This window comes from Nostoc sp. UIC 10607 (assembly GCF_047228265.1).
Lineage (GTDB): Bacteria > Cyanobacteriota > Cyanobacteriia > Cyanobacteriales > Nostocaceae > Nostoc > Nostoc foliaceum_A.
In genome coordinates, this window is the sequence record NZ_JBIQNW010000013.1 from 19,401 (window position 1) to 39,226 (window position 19,826).

Below are 19,826 nucleotides of genomic sequence, written 5' to 3' on the forward strand. Positions count from 1 at the left end.
TAGGGAATTTTTAATTTTTAATTTCCCACACTAGTAGTCCCCCAAAGAAACTTTACGGGCTTTATGGTAAGAAAATTAATTTCTTTTCTCTCCTTGTCTACTTTCACTCATCATTTTTGGGTTGGTCGAGTACTAGTCTCCAGTGCCATGTCCTGAATTATGAGTTTTTGCTTCTGATGGCTCAGGCTGAGGTTTTTGATACTTACCTGGATATTTATGCTGAAAATAAGCTTCTAGCACTTGTAAAACCATCGGTCAGCAAAGAGTACCACCATGCTCGCCGGAGTTTTCACCAAAAGCCACAACCACAATTTCTGGTTTATTACTGGGGGCATAAGCACCAAACCAAGGCTGAACTCGATACCCGCCATTAGCAGGGACAGAAAACATAATCGCTGATTGCAGGGGTGTCACTTGCAAAGCACCTTGACCAATTGACATATTTCTTTTCCATTTCATTTTGCAGGATGTTGAGAATTTGTGCTTGACGCGTGTCAACTACAGACCGGAAAGGCTTAGTATGTGCCATCGACCACAAATATACAGAGCTAGGATAGCGAGTACCAAGAGCGGTATTATCTGTATACAATTACCCTAAACTCATGCCCAATAATGGGTATAAAAGAATCGGGCAAGTATATTATTGAACAATTGTTTTTGGCGGATACAATAAACCAAAGTGTCAAATCTAGTCTGCCCAAAAGACTACTGACAAAATTACGTAATATCACGGCATTCTACTCAGAACTATGGCTCAAATTGTCATGCAGAATCAGAGGGGGATAACAACTTTTCAGCCACTTGATGTTGAACTGCGTAACGTGTTCAAGTTTTTTAACCAAGAACCAGCAGTACATGGAATAGATTTGGATGTCAGACAGGGAGAATTTTTTAGTATTTTAGGCCCCTCCGGTTGTGGTAAAACAACAACACTGCGCTTAATTGCTGGGTTCGAAATCGCTGACGCTGGCAAAGTCCTGATTCAGGGCCAGTCTATGACTAATGTGCCGCCTTACCGCCGACCCGTCAATACTGTATTTCAAAGTTACGCTCTATTTAACCACCTGAATGTTTGGGATAACATCGCCTTTGGACTACGGTTAAAAAAAATCCGCAAATCGGAAATTGAAGCTAGAGTTCAAGAAGCTTTAAAGCTAGTAAAAATGGAAAGTTTGCGATCGCGCTTTCCCAATCAACTTTCTGGTGGTCAACAGCAGCGAGTCGCTTTAGCAAGGGCCCTAGTCAACCGTCCCACCGTCGTACTACTGGATGAACCTTTAGGGGCGTTAGATTTGAAACTACGTAAGGAAATGCAGGTTGAGTTATCAAATTTACACAAAGATTTGGGAGTGACCTTTGTGATGGTGACACACGACCAAGAAGAAGCATTGTCTTTGAGCGATCGCATTGCCGTGATGAACCAAGGCAAAATTGAACAAGTTGGCACTCCCAGCCAAATTTACGAACGTCCTCAGACATCTTTTGTTGCTGATTTTATTGGTGATACTAATTTATTCAGCGGTGAAATCGTAGCGGTAGACTCATCTAATGTTAGAATTTCGACCAAAACGGGTCTATCAATTGTCATTAGCCGCGCTGAAGATACACCATCTGAATTATCGCAAGCGGTGGTAGTCAGCATCCGCCCAGAAAAAATACAGCTTTCGCTTTATCCACCCAATTTGCCAGCTAACTGCTTTGAAGGACGGCTGATCAATGTTATGTATTTGGGCACACACGTTAATTATGTTGTGGAATTAACAAATGGTATTAGCATAAATGTGTTGCAACCTAATACTTTTGGCCCTTTAGCAGACCGCAACACGCCTATCTACGCTTGGTGGGCAGAAAATGATTGTTTGGCAATTAGTCAGTAGAGTTATCAGAATCTGCCCTAAAGGTTTATCAACCAACTATCCCATCGTACCAAAAGGGTAAAATATCCTTGAGCGATCGCTACTGATATGATCTCAATTAAATTGTTTAATTGTTTGTTATGCTGACAAACCACATTGGCGATTCTTAATTACGTTATTGATGGGTAAGGTTTAATAGTAACTATGATTAGCTAAATAGGTAAATATAATGGAAGGTAAAAGATTTATCCATACCTTGCGATTAAAAAACTTCATTTCCTATGGAAGTGAGGGTGAAGAAATTGAACTGCAACCGCTCAATGTTTTAATTGGGGCTAACACTTCGGGTAAATCGAATTTAATTGAAGCAATGGGTATTTTACGCGCAACACCCACAGATTTACCAGCACCTTTTCGTCAAGGGGGAGGCATTAGCGAGTTTCTGTGGAAGGGTGGACAGGAAACTCCGGTAGCTAAAATAGAAGTAACTTTAAATTATCCTCAAAGACTCCAAAATTTGCGCTATTACGTTAATTTGACTTCGATTGGTCAAAGACTAGAGCTAGTAGACGAAGCTGTAGAAAATGAACAAAGATATCACGGTGAAAGCGATGTCTATTTTTACTATCGTTACCAAAGTGGTCATCCAGTTTTAAATATCACCAAGATAGAGAACGATGGAAAACCATTCAAACGCTCTCTTCGCCGAGAAGATTTGATTCCAGATCAGTCAGTTTTATCTCAGAGAAAAGATCCAGACCTGTATCCAGAACTTTCTTATCTCAGCACACAATTTTCTAATATTGGTTTATATCGTTACTGGCAGATGGGGCGATATTCAGAACCAAGGAATGCTCAAAAAACTGACTTACCTGAACATCCTCTACTAGAAGATGGCAGTAATTTAGGTTTAATGTTAAATAACTTACAACACCAAATAGGGAATAGAAGAGTTATTGAAAAACTGAAAAAGTTTTATGAAGCAGCTGAAGAAGTGAGTGTAAGAATATATGGTAGTACAGTACAGATATTTATTCGTGAAGAAGGACTTCTTGAACCAATTCCTGCAAATCGTTTATCTGATGGTACACTCCGTTATTTATTTTTAATGACTTTACTGCTTGACCCAACTCCACCACCACTTATATGTATTGAAGAACCAGAGATTGGTTTACATCCAGATATTTTACCTACTATTGCAGAAATGTTAATCGAAGCATCAGGGCGAACTCAAATAATAGTTACTACCCATTCTGATGCTTTAGTTTCTGCTTTGAGTGAATATCCTGAATCAATACTGGTGTGTGAACGCAATGAAAAAGGATCTCATCTCCGCCGCCTTGAACCTGATAAACTGAAAAATTGGCTTGAAAATTATACTCTTGGCGACCTCTGGCGGATGGGTGAAATTGGGGGAAATCGATGGTAATAGAGGTTAGAATTTATATAGAAGGTGGTGGAGATGGAAGGAATACGAAAGCTTTAATTAGACAAGGATTTAGTAACTTTTTAAAACCACTTGTAGAAATAGCTAAAAGTCAAAAAATTAAATGGGATATTACTATCTGTGGTTCTCGTAATAACGCTTTCCGTGATTTTAGGAATGCTTTAAAATCTCATCCAGAAGCCTTTAATGTGTTGCTTGTTGATGCAGAAGCATCTGTTACCACACAGTCTCCTTGGAAGCATCTGAAGTTTAGGGATAATTGGGATGCACCATCAGGTGTTGATGATAGTCATTGCCATTTAATGGTACAAGCAATGGAAGCTTAGTTTATTAGTGATATAGCAACCCTAAAAAAAATTTTACGGGCAGGGATTTAAAGAAAATGCTATTCCCAAAAATGCTAATGTGGAGATTATTGACAAAGATAGTTTAGAACCAAGCTTAAAAGCTGCTACTCGTTCTACTAAAAAAGGTGAGTACCAAAAAATCAAACATGTCTCGAAACTTTTAGAATTATTAGATGTGGACAAAGTACGCGAGGCTTCGCCACACTGCGATCGCCTATTCACCACACTAACAACAAAAATGGGTGTATCAACCAACAACCCTAATGAAGAGTAAAAAATTCTTGAGCGATCGCAATTCACCTCTAACATCAAGCTATCATCGGATATTGTGGAATTTCCGTGCGTAACCCAATAGCATCTATGACCGCTTCTCACTCTGAAACTCCATCTACTAAACCCGACGCGAGTACTTTTATTTCCGACCATCGACAGGTAGACCGCAGCAAGTTAAGTCAAATGTATCTGCACTATGTCGAGACGAAGGATAAATATCCTCACGCAGTATTGCTGTATCGGGTGGGAGATTTCTTTGAATGCTATTTCCAAGATGCTGTCAAACTAGCCCAAGAATTAGAATTAGTCCTCACTAGTAAGCAAGCTGGGGAACAGGGACGAGTGGCGATGTCTGGTGTTCCACACCACGCTTGGGAACGCTACACCACAATGCTGGTAGAAAAAGGCTATGCAGTGGTAATTTGCGACCAAGTGGAAGATGCTTCAGAAGCTGCTGGTAGATTGGTACGCCGGGAAGTAACACGCATTTTGACTCCTGGCACTTTGCTAGAAGAGGGAATGCTCAAATCTAGTCGTAATAATTACCTTGCAGCAGTAGTAATTGCCGCAAATCATTGGGGTTTAGCTTATGCAGACATCTCCACAGGGGAATTTCTCACCACTCAAGGTAGCGATTTAGAATATCTGACACAGGAATTAATGCGCTTGCAACCTTCAGAGGTGTTAGTTCCGACAAATGCGCCCGATTTGGGTAGTTTGCTGCGTCCAGGAGAAACTTCGCCGCATCTCCCCCAGTGTTTGCCACCATCATTTTGCTATAGTTTGCGATCGCAAGTACCCTTTTCCCAAGGCGAAGCTAGACCTAGATTATTGCAGAAATTTAAGGTGCGATCGCTCGAAGGACTCGGTTGCGATCATCTTCCCCTCGCTGTCCGTGCGGCTGGTGGCCTTCTAGAATACCTGGAAGATACCCAAAAAGAAAACCCAGTTACCCTCCAAAGACTCCGCACCTACACAGTCACCGACTACCTAATTGTTGATAATCAAACCCGCCGTAACCTGGAAATTACCCAAACCGTCCGGGATGGAACTTTTCACGGTTCCTTACTCTGGGCATTGGATAGAACTAGTACAGCGATGGGTGGGCGTGCTTTGCGGCGGTGGTTGTTGCAACCATTACTCGATATTAAAGGCATTCGGGCACGTCTTGATACCATCCAAGAATTGATGGAAAATACGCCCCTACGTCAAGATTTGCGGCAGTTGTTACGCCAAATTTATGATCTAGAACGCCTGACGGGAAGGGCAGGTTCTGGTACAGCTAATGCCAGAGATTTAGTAGCTTTGGCAGATTCCCTCTCACGGTTACCAGAATTATCCCACTTAGTAACTGAGGCGCGTTCTCCATTCCTCAAGGCTTTGCAGAAAGTTCCAAGTGTGTTGGAAGAATTAGCACAAAAGTTACACGCGCATCTTGTGGAGTCGCCACCCATACTAATCAAAGAAGGCGGATTGATTCGCCCTAGTGTAAATCCCTTGTTGGATGAAAGGAAGGCGACTGTAGAAGCAGACCAACAATGGATTGCCAACTTGGAAGTTGATGAGAGAGCTAAGACCGGAATTTCGACACTGAAGGTAGGATTTAACAAAACTTTTGGTTATTATATCAGTATTTCCCGCAGTAAATCTGACCAAGTACCTGCTAATTACATCCGCAAGCAAACCCTGACGAATGAGGAACGTTACATTACCCCAGATTTGAAGGAACGAGAAGCCCGGATTCTCACGGCGCGGGATGATTTAAATCAGTTGGAGTATGAAATTTTTACGGCGTTGCGGGAAGAGGTAGCACAAGAGGCGGAAGTAATTCGCAATCTTTCTCGCGCAGTGGCGGCGGCGGATGTGTTGTGTGGTTTGGCTGAGTTGGCGGTGCATCAAGGTTATTGTCGTCCAGAAATGTTGCCAGGAAGGGAAATAAATATTGTTGATGGCCGTCATCCGGTGGTGGAACAGTCTTTACCTGCGGGTTTCTTTGTGCCGAATTCGACTCAATTAGGGAGTAGTGAAGAAGAAATTTCCCCACTCCCCGATTTGATTATTCTCACCGGGCCAAACGCTAGTGGCAAAAGTTGTTATTTGCGTCAGGTAGGATTGATTCAGTTAATGGCGCAGATTGGTAGTTTTGTACCAGCTAGGTTGGCAAAATTAGGAATATGCGATCGCATTTTCACCCGTGTAGGTGCAGTGGATGATTTGGCAACTGGTCAATCTACGTTCATGGTGGAGATGAATGAAACAGCGAATATTCTCAACCATGCCACATCTAGGTCGCTGGTTTTATTGGATGAAATTGGCCGGGGAACGGCAACTTTTGATGGTCTTTCTATAGCTTGGGCGGTGGCAGAATATATAGCAGTGGATATTCGGGCACGAACGATTTTTGCTACTCATTACCATGAATTGAATGAACTGGCTAGCATTTTGCCGAATGTGGCTAATTATCAAGTGACGGTGAAAGAATTACCCGACCAAATTATCTTTTTGCATCAAGTTCAACCGGGAGGCGCTGATAAGTCTTATGGAATTGAGGCTGGAAGATTGGCGGGTTTACCAGCCGTAGTTATTCAACGAGCAAAACAAGTGATGGGGCAAATTGAGAAGCATAGTAAGATTGCGATGGGGCTGCAAAATCTGGATTAACTTGTCGTTTGCCAAATTATTTGTCTGCGTTGACAGATTTTAAAGGATAAGAAGCCCGTGCTTTATTCAGAAAATGAGCAAGATTTGAAGAGCGAAATCTGATTTCCACCTCAAATGTCCATGCGACACCAAATAGGTATAAGTGTTGTCCCAATACGGTTCGGTTAAGGGAAGAGACGCGATAAATCGCCGTCTCTACAAAGGACTGATTATTGTAAAGACGGCGATTTATCGCGTCTTTGTGATCTATAACTTTCATCAAAAAACCTTATCCGAACCGTATTGGGTGTTGTCCTACTTTGGCCACGCTTGCAACGCTGTCTCCACAACCCGCAATAGTTCCGTCCGAGTGGCTCCGGTCGCCGCCAAAACTGACATTCCACAATTGACCGTCACCACCAAGCGGGCGAGAGCGGCTGGATCTGAATCAGTCGGCAAGTCGCCCTCCAAAATCGCCCGCTCGAAACGCTTACACAGGTCGGCTTCGTTTGAGGCTCGGCGTGCAGACAATTCCTGCCGGATCGGATCGGCCGGATCTCCGCATGAAAGTGTGCCATGAACCCAGAGACATCCCGGTGGATTGCCCGGATCGGTTCCCAGTTCAACGACCCCGTGCATCATCCGCTCGGCGACCTGGCGCGCGGTCGGCTCTTTCAAAGCCTCACCAATATAGGCTGACGGCCCATCGGCATAGCGATCAAGTACTTTGCGGAACAGAGATTCCTTGTTGCCAAAGGCGGCGTAGAGACTTGGGCGATTGATGCCCATAGCCTCAGTCAGATCCGAAAGGGATGTCCCCAGATAGCCCTTGCGCCAGAACACATGCATTGCCTGATTCAGCGCGTCATCGGTATCAAACTCGCGGGGTCGGCCCATAGCCGCAGTGGTTTTTTCCTGTTTCATACTTATCAGTATAATAATTTCTTGACAGGCTTGTCCCCATGCTTTATATCTATACCAGACGATACAAAATTGTATTGTAACAACAAACTCCAACGACAAAAAAATATTATGAGCACCAAAAAACTCACAGGTAAAGTGGCATTGGTAACTGGCGGCTCACGCGGTCTGGGGGCAGCGATCGCCAAACGTCTCGCGGACGATGGTGCAACTGTTGCTCTCACCTACACTAGCTCGCCCCAAAAAGCCGACGAGGTGGTGCTTGCCATCGAAGCGGCAGGTGGGCAAGCCTTGGCTATACGCGCCGATAGTGCCAATGTTGAAGCGGTGAAAAACGCTGTCGCCGAGACTGTGAAAGCCTTTGGTCGCCTCGACATCCTCGTGAACAATGCAGGGGTCGCCGCTTTGGCCCCGATCGACGAGTTCTCAATGGAGGATTTTGATCGGCTGATTGCGGTTAACGTGAAGGGTGTCTTTGTGGCAACTCAGGAAGCTGTCCGCCATATGGGCGAGGGCGGACGGATCATCATGATTGGCAGCGTCAACAGCGACATCATGCCTTTTGCTGGCGGCTCCATCTACGCTTTGACTAAGGGTGCGATCGCCAGCTTCACGCGCGGTCTTGCCCGCGATCTCGGACCTCGTGGCATCACGGTGAACAATATCCAGCCCGGCCCGGTAGACACGGACATGAACCCAGCGGAAGGCCCCTTTTCCGACACCATGAGAAGCATGATCGCCCTCCAGCGCTATGGACGAAGCGAAGAAGTCGCCGGCATGGTTTCCTATCTCGCCAGTGCGGAAGCTGATTTTGTCACCGGTGCGAACCTGAAGATTGATGGCGGCTTCGCAGCCTGATTCGGCGGCAATAGTAAAACCAAGAAAAGTCCGATCATGCAAATCTTTCTGACGACGATCCCAGCACCAAGGCAAAACTGGGGCGCATCCTCGAAAAAGTGGGCTTCGCCGCCGTCGATCTCGGCGGCTTCGTCTCTTCTTCCGGTACTATTAGTACTTATCAAGAAGTTTTAATAAAAAAGAGATGTCTTCAATTCCTCTAACATTGAACCTAATTGAAGGTTCTGTCTCCTTTAGTTTTTCACCCCAAGCAGCACGAGAATTAAAGACAGCGACGGATCAACTGATGGAGCGCCTGAAAGCTGTCGCCTCTAAACCCACTCCTGGCGGCGGTAAAGTCACTCCCCAACCACCCCTGGAATATCGTTATACGGGTGAAGTATTTTTAGAAATTTTCTGTAATCCTAATATCTGGCCAACCCCCTTTGCAGCCAAAGTTTTACTGACTGTCCGCAACGTCAACATCCGCTTGACTACTGAAGCTGAACTTACCCGCATCATTGAAGATATTAATCAGTATTTAGAGCAAGTAGGTTAATAATTCACCAAGGCGGCGGGAAGCCCACCTCTTCTCTACGAGACGCTGTGCGAACAAGGGGTGTCCGGGATAGCCGCCCCGTCGCCGTTAACTGTTGACTGTTAACCGTCATCAGTCATCAGTATGCACGTGTTATCCCATCCCCTTTTAGATAGTGAAGTTCCTACACTTATCTATCGGATAAATGTAGGAACTTCACAGAATCTATATACTAGACTCAAGCTCTAGCACCAGATATCCAGAACAATTAATTCCGATGCCTTCTTTCACTTGAAAAGTTGTATAAATTCAGACTCCAATACTTCTGTGTTAATGAAAAACGCAAGATTCTGTATGGGGCAATGCTCATCAAAAACCAGAGATTATCCCCTAGATTGGGCGTTCAATGGTTGATTGTGACATCCACACATCGAAAATAAACTCCCAATCCCAAATTTGAAATCAAACATTGATTAGTCGTTGTCCCACTGTTCACGACCAATTAGGTCGCCAATGCGATCGCGTAACAAAAAGTCACATTTTTCTAATTCACATTCAACGCAAACCCACTCTCTCGCTGGAATGTATTGGCAGAGGGTATATATTGGCTGTTGTCTGCTAACCATTCCCTTTTGCACCAGTCGGCGTGCTTCGTCTTGAATCACATCGAGAGAGTAGTAATTGATAGAAGGCACCGTATTCACACTCATGGTTTTTACTCACAAATTAACACTTACGATAGTGTTCCCGTTAATAATTAGGAACAAACATTACAGAAATTAGACTTGTGGCTAGGATTTTGTAGTTTGCTATACGGAACTATTTTTATTTTGACGCTACATATCCTGAAATTATCTCAAGAAATGTTAAGAAAGTCAACGAATCCTGACATTTCTCGAAAATTCGCTTTACAAAAAAAATTCCGAGTAGTTAACTTAACCTGCTAGGGTAGCTGCATGACTTTTATTCCACAAGTCTGAAAGTCTTGCCATTACTGTATTTAAGCAAGATTTTGTGGGTGGGAAGAATTCACATTAAGATCGCTTACATATCAAATAATCACCTTAAACCCGGATCTAGAACTGCTGGTATTTATCTAAGGGTAAACAACACAAGAATATTTGTCAGATACTTGGGTATAAAGTGTTGCAAAACATAACGGCTAAAGTACAATACGAAGGCTTTTACCCAGGATCTGTTAACAATTTCTTAAGTAAAACCGTAATATCTTGGTTATTTTCGGCACTAATGTTACACAGCTTTCTTTGGATAAACATCTGTACAAGGGTAGAGTAAGGAATTTCCAAATAAAACAATATCCAATTGCAGGCGAAGCAGAATCTGATAGTTGGATTGGATGCAAGAATTGGATAATTGGATTTTTGGAGTTCCCTTGATAGGATTTCTCTTAAAGGTCATTACAAATAGGCAAGAGGGGGTAGAGGGAAAGAGGAATAGTAGAGTAAGGACGAAAGCCAAGGCAAACAAAAAGTGTATATATGCAACTAGCGATCGCTGATGTAGCTTATGGTCACATTAAAACAGACGCGATCTAGTCACGTCTGTAAACTGTTTGGCGGATTTGCTGAGATTAATTGTTCTGAAGTTACATTGTTATTTAAGTTACTTATTCACTAAATGATTCATCATCTTGATCTGTGCTGTCTTCTACTGGTACCAGATTTTCTGGGGGACGCTCATGGTTAAGTTGGCTTAGTAGTGCCAGTACTTTATTACCGCGTTCTATGGAGCGATCTTCCAGAAACAGCACTTCTGGTGTACGACGTAGCCGCACCCGCGCCCCAAGTTCACTACGGACGTAACCCGTAGCTGACTTTAAGCCTGCCATTGTTTCTGCTTTAGCTTCATCTGTACCATAAATACTGACGTAGATTTTGGCGTGTTGGAGATCACCAGAAACATCAACATCAGTAACACTTACCATTCCTGTACCCACACGGTCATCCTTAATGCCGTTGAGCAGCATTTGGCTAACTTCCCGTTTGATCAGTTCAGCAACGCGGGAAACCCGGCGATTTGTAGCCATAAAAATTTCGCCTCCTCACAGAGGTTGTACACAAAAATATATGCAAGTTGGTTTAGACAGTACTTAGCGGGAGCAACGCCAAGAGCAACCGTCTTTGGGGCACAGCCCCGATATAGCGCTAGTCTAGATTGTACTCAAGCCCAGCATTGCACGTAGGGTGAGAGTAAGGAAGACTAGGCTGCTCACAAATAAACCCAAGAGGGCGATCAAGGTAACTGGGCGCTTTAACAGTGGCATTAATGGCGCAAAGGTGTTCAGAAACAGGCCTAAGACGATACTAATTAAGTACCGGGGGTAGCGAAAGACGTTATCCCAAAATCCGTCAAACATCTGAATGTAAACTGCCTTGTTATATACTTACGTTTGTTTTGATATGTTGATCTACTCAATTGTAATCTATGCGGCTGGAAAATTACCCAGTTAATATAAAATATGGTTCGTCGCTTATATTGGCTTTATTTAATCAAGATTATTTTCAGTTAAATCGGAAGTAAATGGTAATTCAAATCCCCAAAGAAACTAGCCCGCGTCCATTTTTGAAGTGGGCAGGGGGTAAAAGTAGGTTGATACAGCAATATATTCCTTATCTTCCCAAGAGTTATAAAAATTACTATGAACCATTTTTAGGTGGTGGTGCTGTTTTTTTCTATCTCCAACCAACCGCAGCAATTTTAACGGACATTAATGCCGAATTAATTAACACTTATTGTTGTGTTAGAGATCATATTGAAGAATTAATTTCTATATTGAAAGAGCATAAAAACCGACATGATAAAGATTATTACTATAGTGTCAGAAATAACTCTGTTGGTACTGATATAGAAAAAGCTGCTCGTCTAATTTATCTGAATAAAACTTGTTTTAATGGTCTTTATCGAGTCAATTCACAGGGTAAATTCAATGTGCCTTTGGGCAGATATGAAAATCCGAATATTTGTTCTGAGGTTTTACTGCGAACAGCTTCAGAAGCACTTTCTACATCTAAAATTAAACAAACAGATTTTGTTGATGTGCTAAATTATGCCACAAGTAGTGATGATTTTATTTACTTTGATCCACCATACTATCCTGTAAGTGAAACTAGCTATTTTACAGCTTACAGTAGTGATCGCTTTGCTGAAGAACAGCAAGTTCAACTCAAAGATGTATTTGAAAAATTAGCTGAACGTGGAGTAAAAGTCATGCTATCTAATTCAGATTGTGAATTTATTCGCAACCTTTACAGCAGTTTCAATATCCACACTATATCAGCATCTAGGGCAATTAATTCTAACGCCAAAAAGCGTGGAAAGATCACAGAAGTTTTAGTAACTTCGTATTAAATATTATTGTTAGACCAAGCAATGAATGAACTTAAATTATGAACAGAGAGAAGATTTGGATTGAGAACAACTTGTTTATCTAACCACGATACAGCTTGCGGTTTCATACCTCCACCGTCAATTAATACAACTGCTTGTGCAGGATAGCAATTTTGAATATTCAAGTTAAGGTAAGGAAGTTTTTCATCAACTGAACCGCTAATTTGCTGCCATTTACACTCAATAATCAGCCCGGAAGAAACGGATGCAGCCCCAATAATGTAAAAGTCTACATATATATAGCTCCCATAAATTCCTGTTCCGATATAAACCTGCCTTGCATATCTTTTTGGTATAGTATTCGAGCTTAAAAGACATCCTAGACGCTGTTTCTTTGGTAAATCAAAGCCCACTTGCACATATCCATGACCCAGTAAAGTACCTTCTACAGCTTTTTCCAAAACATTGCCAGAAGTAACTGCTCTTGCACCTTGAGTCATTTTTATCCTGATTATCTTCAAAAGGTTTCCTGATTTTAGGATTCCCTGGAAGCAACAGTAGATACTTAGGTTATATAAATTTTGAGAGATTTCCTCGTTTCCAGCCTCTAGCTGGAAACGAGGTTTTAATAAGGTTTTGGCTTAAGTTGACACGTATGCGGTGAGATAAAACGGCACTGCCTATACGTGTCAACTTAACGTGAAAGCCATCCTAGAAGCAGCTTTTAGATCTTGTCTCGTTCCCAGTCTTCGACTGGGAATGCCGTCCTAGGGGCTGGCGGCAGAGCCGCTTTTGAGCAGCATTTCCAGCCCAGAGGCTGGAAACGAGATTTGAAAAGGCTTTTAGCTTAAGTTGACACCAATGATCTCACCGTAACTCCTATATACTTATTTTTGAAGGTTCATCCTTTTGAATTCATGCGTCCTCGCCAGAACATCTCGGAAATATTTTCGACTTTCATCCAATTTGAAGCCGATCGCTTCAACTGTTGGATATATGATGCCAAACTACGGCGCAGTATCCAAAATTGCTTGGTACAGATATCAGAAACAAAACACTCAGAAAATTTTTGGGCGATTTACTGGCATAAGAACTGGCAAAATCAGCCTAACTCTCTAGCTGAAGCGCATCTATCAGCTTATTTGCAAGAGACTTGTTATTGGTCAGCGCAAAGGACGATCCCTCAAATTACTAGTGTGCAGTGCACCTTATCTGACTGTTTTCAAATAGCGATCGCAGAAGTGCCAAAAATTCTCAAAGCTTGCGATCCTGACCAAAAAGCCAGCCTGAAAAGCTACAGCAATGTGGCTTTTGGCAATGTGATTCGGGATGCTTTGCGGCAAAAACAAGAAATAGATTTTTGTAACGATTGGGCATTGCTGCTAAAGTTGAGCCGCAAGCGACTACAGCAATCATTACAAAATGCTGGGCTAACAGATGAAACTATTGCCCGTTACCTGTTAGCTTGGAAATGTTTTGCAGATGGTTACATTCTGGGTAAATCGCCAGGAGTGCGGAAGTTACAAAGACCTGATCAAGATACTTGGGAAGCGATCGCTCAACTCTACAACCGCGATCGCTTAACACAACTCAACCCATCAGGGACAGAATGCAACGCCCAAACTCTCGAAAAATGGCTACTGTTATCCGCCAAACATGCACGTTCTTATTTATATCCTGTGGTTTCTTCACTCAACGCCCCTAAAACAGGTCAAGCCGATAGTGAATTACAAGATGATTTACCAGATACTACTCAAAATGAATCTTTACTCGCAGATTTAATAGCCAGAGAAGAAGCAGAGACTCAAAAAAACCAACAACAAGAAATCCATAATCTATTAATTAATACTCTGGCAAAACTCTCTCCCCAATCACAAAAATTGCTGCAACTCTACTATCAGCAAGGACTTACTCAACAACAAATTGCTAAACAACAGCAAATCCAGCAATATCAAATATCGCGGCAATTGGCTAAAACAAGAGAATCTCTACTACTGGCGATCGCCAAGTGGAGTCAAGAAACAATGCATATTTCTCCAACTTCCAACGTGGTTAAACATATTAGTGCAGTATTAGAGGAATGGTTACAAAATTATTTCAGTAATTTGGAACCTCACTCCTCAAAGGAGCAGTAGCTATGTCATCTTTTTGTGTTCCTCCAACTCAACTGTGGTTAGAGGTGTCTCCTGAAGTTCAAGACCAATCTTGGCAGCAAAGCCATTCTAGTGTTAGTCCGCGTGGTCGTTGGAATACTTTTCTGAATCAAGTATGCCTCAGTACTTTTCTGCCTTGGTTACAAGCAGAATATGCACCAGAAGCTACTATTGATACACTTCCAATAACTTGGGAACTTGTCAACGGCACTGCTATAAATCTAGATACAAAACGCTTGATTCTAATTCCAGATAAAAGCTTAGAAACTAGAGAATTTTCTGTACCACAAGAATGGATAGATATTCCTCAATGGGCAGGAGATTACTACTTGGCAGTACAAGTCAGTCCTGATGGTGAGTGGATGAGAATTTGGGGCTATACTACCCATGAGCAATTAAAAAATCAAGCTAGCTACGATTCCCAAGAACGGACTTACTCTTTAGATGCTAATCAAATGGTTGAGGATCTAAATGTGCTTTGGGTAGTACGTCAACTGTATCCTGAAGAACAAACACAAACTGTCATCGCTCCTTTGCCTGTTTTATCAGCTGCTCAAGTAGAAAATTTGTGGCAAAGATTAGCAAGTCCCACAATTACTAATCCTCGCCTGGAATTGCCCTTTGAAATCTGGGGAGCATTGTTAGATAGGGAAGATTGTCCACAAAGATTTAGACAGAAACCAGCACTTGTTAACTTGCGCCAGTGGTTCCAAAATATAGTTGCAGATAGTTGGCAAACAATAGAAAACTTCCTGGGTACACAGCCAGATTTCGCCTTTAGCTTTCGCCAAAATGATTCGGCTCAACAATCAATCCAACGAGTTAAGGAAATTGAGTTACCAACTAGAAATCAAGCTGTAGTGTTAATGTTGACATTAACCACAGAAATAGATAATAAAGTAGGAATCCGTGTCCAATTGTATCCCAAGGAGCGCAATTTCTATTTACCTCTAAATGTTAGCTTGGCATTGATTTCTGCTTCTGGAGAAATTGTGCAATCAGTGCAAGCACGAGAAACAGATAACTCGATCCAACTCAAAGGCTTCCGATGTCCTGAAAACACAAGTTTTAGTCTTCAGGTTGGTTTAGATGATTTCAATTTCACACAAGAGTTTATCAGCTAGTTTTAGAAATTAATCGCCATGAGTAAACTGATCGTCCTAAACTTAGGAAAAGGAAACTTACAGCAAGGGTTTCCCACGGTCATTGCTCAACTTTGGCAAACGGATGTTCCTACTCCGATGCAATTTACAGGTGGATTACCTGCTGCATCACAATTGGAACATCTTTATCAACGTTGGCAACAAATGTATACAGCTTTGTATACTAGTTTGGGTTGGCGCAGTCGCAACATTGCAGACTTTGAAATTGATGAAGAAGACGTTACCCATATTTCCCAAACAGAGTTTGACAACCTCTCTCAAGAATTACAACAAAATCTGAACACATGGCTGAATAGTTCCCTGTTTCTGAATATTGACCGGAAGTTGCGGACTCAACTCTTACCGAACGAGGAAATTCGTTGCATTATTACTGCTGAATCAGATCAAGTTTTGCAGCTTCCCTGGTGTCTGTGGCATTTTTTTACTGATTACCCCCAAGCAGAAATTGCCCTGAGTCCGCCAGAATATACCCGTTCTGTGAAAACAAATCCTCAAAAAACTCAAGGTAAAGTCAGAATCTTAGCAATTTTAGGCGATCGCCAGGGCATCGATCTCGAAAAAGACCAAAATTTACTTCGCCAATTACCTAATGTTGAACTCAAGTTTTTAGTCGAACCCAACCGTTCCGAACTCACAGAACAATTATGGAAGTCAGGTTGGGATATTCTTTTTTTTGCGGGGCATAGTTCCAGCCAAGGTAAAGGACGAATGCTGCTGAATTCTGGCGAAACTTTAACTATTGACCAATTAAAGTATGGTTTACAAAAGGCGATCGCTCAAGGATTACAGCTAGCAATTTTTAATTCTTGTGATGGTTTGGGATTAGCACAAGATTTAGCTGATTTGCATTTACCCCAAGTGATTGTCATGCGCGAACCCGTACCAGACCGGGTAGCGCAGGAATTTTTGAAGCACTTCCTGGCACTTTTTTCTCAAGGAAAAACTCTGTATGCAGCCGTGAGAGAGGCCAGAGAAAGATTACAATCTCTAGAACATGATTTTCCCTGTGCTACTTGGTTACCTGTCATTTGCCAAAACCCAGCAGAAATTTCGCCAACTTGGCAGGATCTGTGCGGTCAGAGGTTTGGTTTATATCTGCCGCGCCCGAATTTAAGGCAGTTACCACTGGTTTTTTTAAATAGCTTAGGTGTTACTTTAATTATCGGATTAATCCGGTTATTCGGTGGAATACAACCGCTAGAACTAGAAGCATTCGACCAGTTAATGCGACTGCGACCCAAAGAACAGCCAGACTCGCGGCTTTTGGTAGTAACTATCACCGACCAAGATATTCAAGCCCAAGGACAGGAACCGCGCCAAGGTTCCTTATCCGATAAGTATCTCAATCTTCTGCTAGCCAAACTGGAACAATATCAACCAGCAGCTATTGGTCTAGATATATACCGAGATTTTCCAGTGAGTGCCAACCAACCAGAACTAGCCAAGCGGATGCAACAAAGCGATCGCTTAATTGCAATCTGTAAACGTGCTGACCCAAAATACGACCCCACAGGCATTTCGCCCCCACCGGAAATACCAGAAACACGGCTAGGTTTTAGCGATTTTGTTGAAGACAATGATGGTGTACTCCGCCGTCATTTGTTGGCGATGACTCCCAACCCGATTTCGTCAAGTTGTACTCCGGCTTCTGCTTTTAACGTGCAGCTAGCATTTCTTTATCTGAAAAAACAGGGAATTATAGCCAAATTTACCCCAAATTGGGATTTGCAACTGGGAAATAAAACTTTCCCACGGTTACAAAATCGGACTAGCGGTTATCAGTCGATAGATGCCCAAGGCAGTCAGATTTTACTAAATTACCGTTTTTCGCCCTCAGTGCAAGCGATCGCACCCCAAGCTACCCTCAGCCAAGTCTTGAACGGACAAATAAACCCAAATGCCTTGAAAAACCGGATTATTCTGATTGGTGTCACTAGTAATAGTAGTAGCGATTACTGGTATACACCCTATAGTAAAAACCCTTCAGAAATCATTCCAGGCATAATCATTCAGGCACAAATGGTCAGTGAAATACTCAGTGCCGCTTTAGACCAAAGACCCATGTTATGGGTTTGGAGTCAATGGGGTGATATTTGCTGGATTTGGGGTTGGTCTTTAACAGGTAGTCTACTAGCTTGGTATCTTCGCAAAATAGCTTATGTCAGTATTGCTGTAACCGTAGCATCAGGTACGCTGTTTGGACTTTGTTTAATCCTGTTCACTCAGGGCGGCTGGATACCCTTAGTACCACCGATGATGTCTTTGCTACTTAGTAGCACTATATTTATCTCTATCAGCAAAAAATTACAGAAATTATAGAGAACGGAAGTGTAGTAATAAATTAGGTATTAATCTTCAAGAATTAAAAATCCTAATAAATTACTTCTGCGATCGCTAATTAATTTCTTTTATGAAAAAATTACTTTGGTTTCACACTGCCACCCTCATCCCTGCACTGACCTTAGGCATTTTTGACATACCTGGAAATTTGCCTGTACAGGCTGAAACCTTAACATCAACAAGTGAAATCAGGTATGTTGCGCCAAGAGTGCAGGAAAAGCCAGGAGAACCGACAGGAAGGCGTAGAGGTGGAGGTAGTCGTGGTTCCTGTAAGCAGTATGAGACTTTGACAGCTTTAGTACCTACAACTAAAACAGGTACAAAAGATTTAGTTTGGGGACAGTCAGCATCTCAAACCCCAACATTTTGGTTCTTTGTGCCTGATAAATTAACTGCAAATGTTCCTGTAGAGTTCGTGCTTCAGGATGAAACAGACAATTATGTGTATCAGAAAAAATTTAATCCTTCACAAACATCGGCAGGAATTATCAGTTTAGCGGTACAACCTACATCAACTCTAGAGGCAGGTAAAACTTATCGTTGGACTTTTTCGATTTATTGCGATCCTCAGAAGCCTTCTGCTGCCGTTTATGTTCGAGGCTCAATGACACAAGTGGCCCTCAACCCATCATCGCAACAACAACTTGAGGCAGCTAAAACACCGTTGGCAAGGGCTACTTTTTTTGCCAAACATGGTGTCTGGTATGATGCCTTAACAACTTTAGGAGAACATTTACAAAGCAATAAACGCAAAGATCCAAAAATTGCATCAGCTTGGGTTGAGCTACTCAAACAGGTAGATTTAGCTAAGTCTAATACAGATGCGATCGCATCCTGCTGTATTACCAAATAATTTATCGGCATCTGCCAATAAACATTTCGAGAAAAGTTTGCCACATATGCTTTCATACTTGCGGAAGAGGTAATGTATCGCCAAGACAATTGTCATGGCAATAGGGTAATGTACAAGCGCTCCGAGATAGTTATGGAAGGAACTAACGAGCTTAAAAGAAGTAGGGATGTCTACATGAAAAACACACAGGGGAACACAGTCACTTCTGAAATGACTGATGAAGATTGGTTTAGCTTAGGAAAATCTGATGCCTGGGCTGGAAAACCCAAAATTTCACCAGAACAAGATTCTCAAGCGGCGAGTATGTATGACTTAGGTTACAGCGAAGGCGAAATTCAACGTTCACCAACTGAAACTAGAAAGGCTCCTTAGTAGTCACAAATCTTCAGAAGGCAGGAGACAGCGATGCCTACGGTTCTTGCTACTCCCAATTGTTCCTCTAAGAATTTTAGGAGGGGCGATACCGAATAGCCCGTTATAGACATCGCTCTTCTCAATGCCTATCAAAACCCCAAGCCAAGCAGTTAATCGCCAAGTTCCTTCATGTCAAACATTTTTTGGTAGTGGCAGCCGATGCACTATAACCAAGAGCGATCGCTTTTTGTTCTTGTATTTTGAAAAAATGCATTAGAAATAAAAGTACACGGGTAGGGACACGGGCAATGCCGTATCCCTACGAGTATCTGTGTTCATTCATGTGTGGTTAATTATTTTTTCTCGCTATATACCAATTTGAACAACGATTGTGACAGATGAAATACTCAAAGAGATTACCAGTAAATCTTTGACAATGTAAAATCCAAAATCAGAAATGGTATTATCTGTAGTTTTATATCAAAAATTACTACTTTGGCTTGGCAATTTTCTTCAGGACATTAAAATAGCCCTAGCAGTTTTGCTAGAGCTAATTCTATTAGCTATCGTATCGATTCTAATTTATTAGAGTTGTTTGCCATTAAATAAACCTTCAACTTTTTTGTCAGGATAGCTTTTCTTATTGAATTCTAAGTTAGCGATCGCTTGCTCTTGTGACCAACCCGGTTCAAAGCCAACTCTCGTTCCATCCCAGATTAATTCATATCCGACTTTTTGACCGTTGAATAAACCTTC

19 protein-coding genes and 1 pseudogene are annotated in these 19,826 nt (G+C 42.2%); 13 read left to right on the forward strand and 7 right to left on the reverse strand.

Features of this window, described 5'->3' with window-relative positions; all coding sequences use genetic code 11:
* Positions 1-132: 132 nt before the first annotated feature.
* A pseudogene (locus ACEYW6_RS14420) lies at positions 133-444 on the reverse strand (hypothetical protein); the annotation flags it as partial.
* 305 nt (positions 445-749) lie between these two features.
* On the opposite strand from ACEYW6_RS14420, the gene ACEYW6_RS14425 reads away from it, so the two are divergent.
* From ACEYW6_RS14425 to mutS, 5 genes are all read left to right on the forward strand, one after another.
* Entirely contained in the window at positions 750-1,877 is a 1,128-nt protein-coding gene (locus ACEYW6_RS14425; protein ID WP_190893354.1) for an ABC transporter ATP-binding protein, read from the forward strand.
* 208 nt (positions 1,878-2,085) lie between these two features.
* Positions 2,086-3,285 (forward strand): AAA family ATPase, encoded by a 1,200-nt coding sequence (locus ACEYW6_RS14430; RefSeq protein ID WP_196514072.1) that lies wholly within the window; start codon positions 2,086-2,088, stop codon positions 3,283-3,285.
* The gene (locus tag ACEYW6_RS14435; RefSeq protein WP_412980234.1) at positions 3,279-3,629 is read left to right on the forward strand and encodes a DUF4276 family protein; all 351 of its coding nucleotides are present in this window, start codon (positions 3,279-3,281) and stop codon (positions 3,627-3,629) included. The genes ACEYW6_RS14430 and ACEYW6_RS14435 overlap by 7 nt, the downstream gene beginning before the upstream one ends.
* 79 nt (positions 3,630-3,708) lie before the next feature.
* Positions 3,709-3,924, forward strand: a complete 216-nt coding sequence (locus ACEYW6_RS14440) for a DUF4276 family protein (RefSeq protein WP_412980235.1) — start codon at positions 3,709-3,711, stop codon at positions 3,922-3,924.
* Positions 3,925-4,010: 86 nt separating this feature from the next.
* Positions 4,011-6,584: a DNA mismatch repair protein MutS gene (mutS, locus tag ACEYW6_RS14445; protein ID WP_412980324.1), complete on the forward strand. Its 2,574-nt coding sequence runs from the start codon at positions 4,011-4,013 to the stop codon at positions 6,582-6,584.
* 16 nt (positions 6,585-6,600) lie between these two features.
* Here the strand turns inward: mutS and ACEYW6_RS14450 are convergent, their stop codons facing one another.
* Together ACEYW6_RS14450 and ACEYW6_RS14455 are read right to left on the reverse strand one after the other, a co-directional pair.
* Positions 6,601-6,843, reverse strand: coding sequence for a hypothetical protein (locus ACEYW6_RS14450; RefSeq protein WP_412980236.1), 243 nt, complete (start codon positions 6,841-6,843; stop codon positions 6,601-6,603).
* A gap of 35 nt (positions 6,844-6,878) precedes the next feature.
* Positions 6,879-7,487, reverse strand: coding sequence for a TetR/AcrR family transcriptional regulator (locus ACEYW6_RS14455; RefSeq protein ID WP_412980237.1), 609 nt, complete (start codon positions 7,485-7,487; stop codon positions 6,879-6,881).
* Between the two features lie 108 nt (positions 7,488-7,595).
* On the opposite strand from ACEYW6_RS14455, the gene ACEYW6_RS14460 reads away from it, so the two are divergent.
* A complete protein-coding gene (locus ACEYW6_RS14460) occupies positions 7,596-8,342 on the forward strand; it encodes a 3-oxoacyl-ACP reductase family protein (protein WP_412980238.1) in 747 nt (248 codons plus the stop codon).
* A gap of 184 nt (positions 8,343-8,526) precedes the next feature.
* A complete protein-coding gene (locus tag ACEYW6_RS14465; protein WP_190893366.1) occupies positions 8,527-8,880 on the forward strand; it encodes a hypothetical protein in 354 nt (117 codons plus the stop codon).
* 452 nt (positions 8,881-9,332) lie between these two features.
* Here the strand turns inward: ACEYW6_RS14465 and ACEYW6_RS14470 are convergent, their stop codons facing one another.
* The 3 genes from ACEYW6_RS14470 to ACEYW6_RS14480 form a co-directional block, all read right to left on the reverse strand.
* Positions 9,333-9,569 (reverse strand): DUF4327 family protein, encoded by a 237-nt coding sequence (locus tag ACEYW6_RS14470; RefSeq protein WP_062297131.1) that lies wholly within the window; start codon positions 9,567-9,569, stop codon positions 9,333-9,335.
* 917 nt (positions 9,570-10,486) lie between these two features.
* Complete coding sequence (rbfA, locus tag ACEYW6_RS14475; RefSeq protein ID WP_196514077.1) at positions 10,487-10,906, reverse strand: 30S ribosome-binding factor RbfA; 420 nt, start codon at positions 10,904-10,906, stop codon at positions 10,487-10,489.
* Positions 10,907-11,029: 123 nt separating this feature from the next.
* The gene (locus ACEYW6_RS14480; protein WP_190893370.1) at positions 11,030-11,236 is read right to left on the reverse strand and encodes a DUF751 family protein; all 207 of its coding nucleotides are present in this window, start codon (positions 11,234-11,236) and stop codon (positions 11,030-11,032) included.
* Positions 11,237-11,400: 164 nt separating this feature from the next.
* Between ACEYW6_RS14480 and ACEYW6_RS14485 the strand changes: the two genes are divergently transcribed.
* A complete protein-coding gene (locus ACEYW6_RS14485; protein ID WP_412980239.1) occupies positions 11,401-12,228 on the forward strand; it encodes a DNA adenine methylase in 828 nt (275 codons plus the stop codon).
* Here ACEYW6_RS14485 and ACEYW6_RS14490 read toward each other — a convergent pair.
* Positions 12,225-12,707 (reverse strand): PD-(D/E)XK nuclease superfamily protein, encoded by a 483-nt coding sequence (locus tag ACEYW6_RS14490; RefSeq protein WP_412980240.1) that lies wholly within the window; start codon positions 12,705-12,707, stop codon positions 12,225-12,227. The two genes, ACEYW6_RS14485 and ACEYW6_RS14490, sit on opposite strands and share 4 nt — an antisense overlap.
* Positions 12,708-13,124: 417 nt before the next feature.
* Here ACEYW6_RS14490 and ACEYW6_RS14495 point away from each other — a divergent pair, with 417 nt between their 5' ends.
* From ACEYW6_RS14495 to ACEYW6_RS14515, 5 genes are all read left to right on the forward strand, one after another.
* On the forward strand, positions 13,125-14,342 hold the full coding sequence (locus ACEYW6_RS14495) for a sigma-70 family RNA polymerase sigma factor (RefSeq protein WP_412980241.1): 1,218 nt from the start codon (positions 13,125-13,127) through the stop codon (positions 14,340-14,342).
* Between the two features lie 2 nt (positions 14,343-14,344).
* The gene (locus ACEYW6_RS14500) at positions 14,345-15,484 is read left to right on the forward strand and encodes a DUF1822 family protein (protein ID WP_412980242.1); all 1,140 of its coding nucleotides are present in this window, start codon (positions 14,345-14,347) and stop codon (positions 15,482-15,484) included.
* Positions 15,485-15,502: 18 nt separating this feature from the next.
* A complete protein-coding gene (locus ACEYW6_RS14505; protein ID WP_412980243.1) occupies positions 15,503-17,842 on the forward strand; it encodes a CHASE2 domain-containing protein in 2,340 nt (779 codons plus the stop codon).
* Between the two features lie 91 nt (positions 17,843-17,933).
* On the forward strand, positions 17,934-18,716 hold the full coding sequence (locus ACEYW6_RS14510) for a DUF928 domain-containing protein (protein WP_190893383.1): 783 nt from the start codon (positions 17,934-17,936) through the stop codon (positions 18,714-18,716).
* Between the two features lie 174 nt (positions 18,717-18,890).
* Positions 18,891-19,088 carry a hypothetical protein gene (locus ACEYW6_RS14515; RefSeq protein WP_412980244.1) on the forward strand — a complete coding sequence of 66 codons (198 nt, stop codon included), beginning with the start codon at positions 18,891-18,893 and terminating at the stop codon, positions 19,086-19,088.
* The last annotated feature ends 738 nt before the right edge of the window (positions 19,089-19,826 follow it).